General features: G+C 59.4%; 5 protein-coding genes, 1 tRNA gene and 1 riboswitch. Of the genes, 3 read left to right on the plus strand and 3 right to left on the minus strand.

Going from position 1 to position 6,065, the window contains the following annotated elements; all coding sequences use genetic code 11:
• Positions 1-416: 416 nt before the first annotated feature.
• Together metK and NW841_RS00815 are read right to left on the minus strand one after the other, a co-directional pair.
• Complete coding sequence (metK, locus tag NW841_RS00810) at positions 417-1,661, minus strand: methionine adenosyltransferase (protein ID WP_414376610.1); 1,245 nt, start codon at positions 1,659-1,661, stop codon at positions 417-419.
• Between the two features lie 316 nt (positions 1,662-1,977).
• Positions 1,978-2,088, minus strand: a riboswitch (SAM riboswitch).
• Positions 2,089-2,156: 68 nt separating this feature from the next.
• Positions 2,157-2,525 (minus strand): hypothetical protein, encoded by a 369-nt coding sequence (locus NW841_RS00815; RefSeq protein ID WP_414363808.1) that lies wholly within the window; start codon positions 2,523-2,525, stop codon positions 2,157-2,159.
• 85 nt (positions 2,526-2,610) lie between these two features.
• On the opposite strand from NW841_RS00815, the gene cobO reads away from it, so the two are divergent.
• From cobO to NW841_RS00830, 3 genes are all read left to right on the plus strand, one after another.
• Positions 2,611-3,351 (plus strand): cob(I)yrinic acid a,c-diamide adenosyltransferase, encoded by a 741-nt coding sequence (gene cobO / locus NW841_RS00820; protein ID WP_414384947.1) that lies wholly within the window; start codon positions 2,611-2,613, stop codon positions 3,349-3,351.
• A 17-nt stretch (positions 3,352-3,368) separates the two neighbouring features.
• Positions 3,369-4,742: a cobyrinate a,c-diamide synthase gene (locus NW841_RS00825; protein ID WP_414384949.1), complete on the plus strand. Its 1,374-nt coding sequence runs from the start codon at positions 3,369-3,371 to the stop codon at positions 4,740-4,742.
• Between the two features lie 752 nt (positions 4,743-5,494).
• Entirely contained in the window at positions 5,495-5,839 is a 345-nt protein-coding gene (locus NW841_RS00830; protein WP_414363811.1) for a DUF1815 family protein, read from the plus strand.
• Positions 5,840-5,977: 138 nt separating this feature from the next.
• Here NW841_RS00830 and NW841_RS00835 read toward each other — a convergent pair.
• A tRNA-Glu gene (locus NW841_RS00835) sits at positions 5,978-6,050 on the minus strand.
• Positions 6,051-6,065: the final 15 nt, after the last annotated feature.

A 6,065-nucleotide genomic window follows, 5' to 3' on the forward strand; every position in this document is an offset into this window, starting at 1 on the left:
CCACTCCTACCCAGCCCTCCCAGGGAGAGCCCTGATCTGGACTTCCTTGCGCTTTTCTCGAAAGGTCTACCTTAAGTTGGGGGATTCTTACGCAGTCCACAGACAGACTCGCAAAGGCACTGCCAGAACTCCCCCAGAGGGTTCCTTGGAACCCAGTCTCAAGGTTCTGCTTACTTACTTGTTGACTGACAGCACTGTCCGGCTCTTTCACCGGGGTGGGTGCTTGCTTAGAACTATACCATTGGCCAGCGACTCAGGTCGCTCAAGGACTACGCCCTGCTAACGCGAACGGGCTTTTCCGCCCCGTACTTTAGTACGGGGCTACCCAGCTGCCCCGCTGTGTCGCCACCCTGCCAGAGCCAAAACCGAGGGCCCCCAAACCGTCTCTGTTGCTGCCTGGGGATCCCAACTCTTGCCTAGGCCAGGATGGCGGCCGCTCCCGCGAGAGCTTCCTCCCGCAGCAGGGCAGCTTTGTCAGTGCGCTCCCAGGGCAGATCCAGATGGGTTTGCCCGAAGTGCCCATAGACTGCCACGTTTTGATAGAAACGCCCTCCCCTTTGGCGGGGCAACTCTCGCAGTTGGAACTGCGCCAGGATGGCCGCCGGCCTCAGGTCGAAGTGGCGCTGCACCAGCCGCAGCAGAGCTTCATCGGGGATACGGCCGGTGCCAAAAGTTTCCACCAGAATGTTGATGGGACGAGCTACCCCAATCGCGTAGCTGACCTGCACCTCGCATTTTTGCGCCAGGCCAGCGGCCACAATGTTCTTGGCCACATAGCGGGCGGCATAGGCGGCGCTGCGATCCACCTTGGTGGGATCCTTGCCGGAGAAGGCCCCGCCCCCATGACGGGAATAGCCGCCGTAGGTATCGACGATAATCTTGCGGCCGGTCAGGCCAGCATCCCCCTGGGGGCCACCAATGACGAACTTGCCAGTGGGATTGGTGAGGAAGCGGGTGTTGCTGTCGGGTTTAATGGACAGCTCGGCAAACACTGGCTTCACCACCGCCTCCCAGAGATCGGCGCGGATCCGCTCCTGCACCGCCGCCTCGTCTGTAATGGCACCGATGGTCGGCGTGTGCTGGGTAGAGATCAGCAGAGTGTGAATGCCCACCGGGCGCCCCTCCTCATAGGCCACGGTTACCTGCGTTTTGCCATCCGGGCGCAGGTAGGGCAGGGTGCCATTTTTGCGAACCGCGGCCAACTGGCGGCTGAGGCGGTGGGCCAAGCTGATGGGCAGTGGCATCAGCTCAGGGGTTTCATCGCAGGCGAAGCCAAACATCAAGCCCTGATCCCCGGCCCCGATCAAGTCGAATTCATCTTCCTGGGATGCGCGACTTTCCAGAGCCAAGTTCACTCCCTGGGCAATGTCGGGAGATTGCTCATCGAAAGCCACCAACACCGCGCAGCTTTCTGCGGAGAAGCCGTTCCTGGCGTCGGTATAGCCAATTTCGGCCACCTTGTCCCGCACCAGCCGGGTGAAGTTGACATGCGCCTGCGAGGTAATCTCCCCCGTCAGGATCACCATGCCCGTATTCACCACCACCTCTGCCGCCACTCGACTTAAGGGATCCGCCGTCAAGAGGGCATCCACGATGGCGTCAGAGATCTGGTCGCAAATTTTGTCGGGGTGCCCTTCTGTCACCGACTCCGAGGAAAACAAAAACGACTTGGACAACGAACCTCTCCTTAAGACGAAACAGATACAACCAAGAACTGCCCAAAAAGCAGAGCCTGCTGCTGCCGTTCATCATCCGCTGGCCTGAGCAGGGATCCCTTCTGGCTCAGCCGAGCCAGAGAGCAGACCTAGGCCGCGGCCGACGCAGGAGTAAGAGCACCCTATCGCACCGAGGACTTCGCCGCCGAAGCAATAGAGCCTTGCTCTGCTGCTGCAACCAGAGCTATTCGGAAGCGCTAAGAGGCGAAGTTGCCAGAAAACTCCCCTGCCAAGAGGACTGTCCTCTGGAGAAAGCTTTATTCCTTTATCTTTCGGTTACTGACTAACCGCAGGAGTTAGCACCGTAGCGGAGACTTCCGCCGGTTGCCGCAGCTTCGTTGGGCCTGCTCCCTCAGTCTGCTCTGGATAAAGAACGGAACTTGTCCTTATCGTACCCCTAACCTCTCCGCATTTGTCAAAAAAATGCACTCCGGGCAGGTCTCAGCCAAATAGCTCCTGCCACCAGTCGGTGGCCTGGGCAGCCCTGAGAAAAAAGACGCCCGCCAAGCCCAGAGGGAAGAGAACTCCCAGAAAGCCAACCGCCCCCAGTGCCCAAGCCAAGCGATGCAGATGCCTTTTGCTGGCAGCGCCCGCGGTTGTTTCCGCCAAGACGGCCAACATCGATCCCAGGGCCGCCAACAGGGATCCCCCCAGCCCGGCCAGATAGGCGGGCCCCAGCCAGGGCTGTAACTGGGCGGCAGAGGCAATTTGCAAACGGGGCAGGACTTGAAAACACCCTACCGCCAGCACGGCCCAGATGAAGGAGTACATCAGCAGGCTATCTCGAAAAGCGGTAGCCGGTTCTTTCATGATCCCAGCCCAATCCAGCCAGAGGTAGGATAAAAGCAGTTTGCTGGGGAAGAGCTTGCTCGGCCCACCCGAATTTCCTCTGATTATGGCCCAACCCGCCATGTCTGACCTCTCTGCACCGGCTTGGGGATCCCACTCGACAACAGAGCCTGAGGCTGTTGGCGTTGGCAATTGCGGGACGGAGTCTCTAGCGGGCACAGAGACTGACCTCAACCAGGGGCACCGCCGCAGAATGCAGCGCCGCCAGCAAATCCAGCGGCAGCGCCTATCGGGCATGCGCGATGACAAGGGCTTGATCATCGTGCATACAGGGCAGGGCAAAGGCAAGAGCACGGCTGCTTTCGGCATGATCTTCCGTGCCCTCGGCCAAGGCTTGTCGGTGGGGGTAGTGCAATTCATCAAGGGGGCCTGGGATCCGGGGGAAGCCAAATTGTTGCGCCAGTTGGCCGCCCATCCGGAGCTGGGCCTGGGGAAAATCGCCTTTTACGCCATGGGGGAAGGTTTTACCTGGGAAACCCAGGATCGCGAGCGGGATATCGCCCATGCGCAGGCGGCCTGGGCAAAGGGGCGGGAGCTGCTCAGCAGCGGCGAGTACCACCTGGTACTTTTGGATGAGATCAACGTCGCCCTCAAGCTGGGGTACCTCTCCCTGGAGCAGGTATTGGCCGGCCTGGCCGAAAAACCGGAGCGGGTGCATGTGATCCTGACCGGGCGGGGCGCGCCGGCTGCCCTGATCGACCGGGCCGACTTGGTAACCGAGATGACCTTGGTCAAGCATCCTTTTCGCGACCAGGGGATCAAAGCGCAAATCGGCATTGAGTTCTAGTCCTTGGGTAGGGCAAGATGGCCATTCTGGTGGCGGCAGCCACAAGCGGCAGCGGCAAGACCACTGTCACGCTGGCTCTGTTGGCCGCTCTCAGGCGGCGGGGCCTGCGCATTCAGCCCTTCAAGGTGGGGCCGGATTACATTGATCCCCTGTTCCACACAGCGGTGAGCGGGATCCCCTGTCGCAACTTGGATCCCTTTTTAACCGATGAGAACTTTGTGCAGCGCTGCTTTCGCCACCACTGCCAAGGCAAAGATGGAGCAATTGTAGAGGGAGTGATGGGCCTCTTCGATGGACGAGCGCCCGCATCCCTGCCCGGCGAGACAGAACCCTTTTTTGCCAGCAGCGCCCACGTGGCCCGCCTGCTAGGGATCCCTGTGGTGTTGGTTATCGACGGCAGCGGCCTGGGAATGACGGTGGCCGCTCTGCTCTACGGCTTGAGCCGCTTTGATCCCCGCCTCACCATTGCCGGGGTGATTTTCAACTGCGTGGCCTCGGAGCGGCACGGCCAGATTTTACAGCAAGCGGCGGCAGCGGTAGGGATCCCGGTCTTGGGCCAGTTTCCCCGCCGTGAGGATCTGCGCCTGCCCAGCCGCCACCTGGGGTTGGTGCCCGTCTCAGAACTGGATCACTTCCCCCGCTGGCAGGAGACCTGGGCCGACCTGGCCGAGCAGCATCTGAATTGGGATGAGCTACTGCCCTTGATTCGCTCCTTGCCGCCGGCAGTGGGGGAGCTGTGGCCAGAGATTTCCCCACAACCGCGTCGGGTTCGGGTAGGGGTGGCCCGCGATGCCGCCTTTAACTTCTACTACGCCGACAACCTAGATCTCCTGCGGGCCTGTGGCGCCGAGCTGCTGGAGTACTCTCCCCTGCAGGTGGGGCTATGGCCGCCGGATCCCTGCGATGGCCTGCTGCTGGGGGGCGGGTTCCCAGAACTGTTTGCCGCCACCCTCTCCGAAAAAATAAGCCACCGCCCACCGCCGCCCGCCCATCCACCCCTCTATGCCGAATGCGGCGGGCTGATGGTGCTGGGACGATCCCTCACCGATTTCAAGGGAAAGACCTACCCCCTGGCCGGGCTGCTGCCTATCCAGGTGGACATGGGCGACCGGCTGTGTCTGGGCTACCGCGAGGCCACTGTCCTGCGCCCAACCCTGCTGGCCAAGGCCGGGGATCGCCTACGAGGGCACGAATTTCACCGCTCCCGCAGCACCCCTCTCTCCCCCAACCCAATCTACATCTGGGGATCCCCGCCTCACCAGGAAGGATGGACCAGCCAGCGCCTGCATGCTTCCTACCTGCATCTCCACTGGGGATCTCGTCCCGATCTGGCAGTGCGGCTACTCCAGAATTTCTTAAGGATTGCTCAAGGCGCTCCTGATCCCGCCTAAAATGAAGCAGCGATGTAGCCCAAGTCTCCTGTTGTCGCGTCCGCCTCAGCCGCTTTTGGGGCCTCGCCTCAACAGGGTGCTGGTCATTGTCCAAAAAAAACCTGCCAGCCTGCTCTGGGAGCGGAGATCGGCAAGTTGGATGCAAATTCAAAGCAGGGGAGTGATAAAGATCGCCATTCAGGGGCCAAAATCCGCTCCGATAGCAGGTTTCACCGATCCCCAGTTGCTCTTTGAGACTCTTTAAGCAATCAGTCTCCCTCCTTCCAAATCTGCAGGCCACAACATCGAGTGTTTCCCTCTAGTTATCCGTGATATTCCTGAGTCTTTTCTCAGCATCATTCCTCGGGAACTTACCCTAGTTCCATCCGTCTGTAAGGCCTAGCCCCGCCACAATTGCCCCGGCCAGGCAAAATCTTCACCGATAAAGCCCTTCAGGATCAGGGCCCAAGCCCCACTGCAGGAAAACTGACCGGTTCTTGGCAGAGAGCCGAGACCAGCAGGCAAGAGTTTTGAATTAGGGTAAACTTTAATGTCTCTTCCGAGAAGAGTGTTAAATACTACATCCTACTGCCTTAGACTTTACATAGCGTGCTATTTGGTCTTCAGTAGCCTTGGTTGATCTCTGGAGAGAGGCTAAATGGATCCCTTTCTTGAGGATTTGTCGATTGTTATGCTAGATCTGACTCTAAGTGACTAGGCATAAATTACTAGAATGCGCCCCCAATGGGCCAACTCACTATAGGAGGAGTGTGATGTTCGCACGGTTGGCGGAGCAATACCGCAGCTACGTTCAAGACCTGGTGATGAGTTTGCAGGCTCTGGCCATCGTTTTGGAGAAGCGGGGCTACCCGGCTTCTTGCTACACCTGCGGCACCTCATTTGAGAGCGCCTCCTTCATGGTCAGCTTACGGGAGGGGCACTTGATTCGCTTTTTGGTTTCCGAATGCTCTATCAGTTGGACGGAGATGCGGGATGACCGGGAGCTCATGAAGCTAGAAGGGGCAGAAGCCATTCGCCAACTCCAGGATCTGGCAGAGCTGATCAAAGACGATCTGGCTGCTGCTGCGCCGGCAGAAGCTCTGGCCACCAGCAGTTGATTCCCATGCAACTGGGCAACAAAGACAGCCTACGATCCCCTGAACTTCACTTCGGCTAGGCCAAGCTCTGGGCGCCTCCCCAGACTCTTGCCAGCGCCCAAGAGACCCTCTACTTCCAGTACTCACTACAGTCCTTTATACCCCCAAGGGGATTCGAACCCCTGTCGCATCCGTGAAAGGGATGTGTCCTAGGCCTCTAGACGATGGGGGCATCCCAGAAACGACG

The organism is Synechococcus sp. H60.3 (assembly GCF_047462295.1).
In the GTDB taxonomy this organism is placed as follows: domain Bacteria; phylum Cyanobacteriota; class Cyanobacteriia; order Thermostichales; family Thermostichaceae; genus Thermostichus.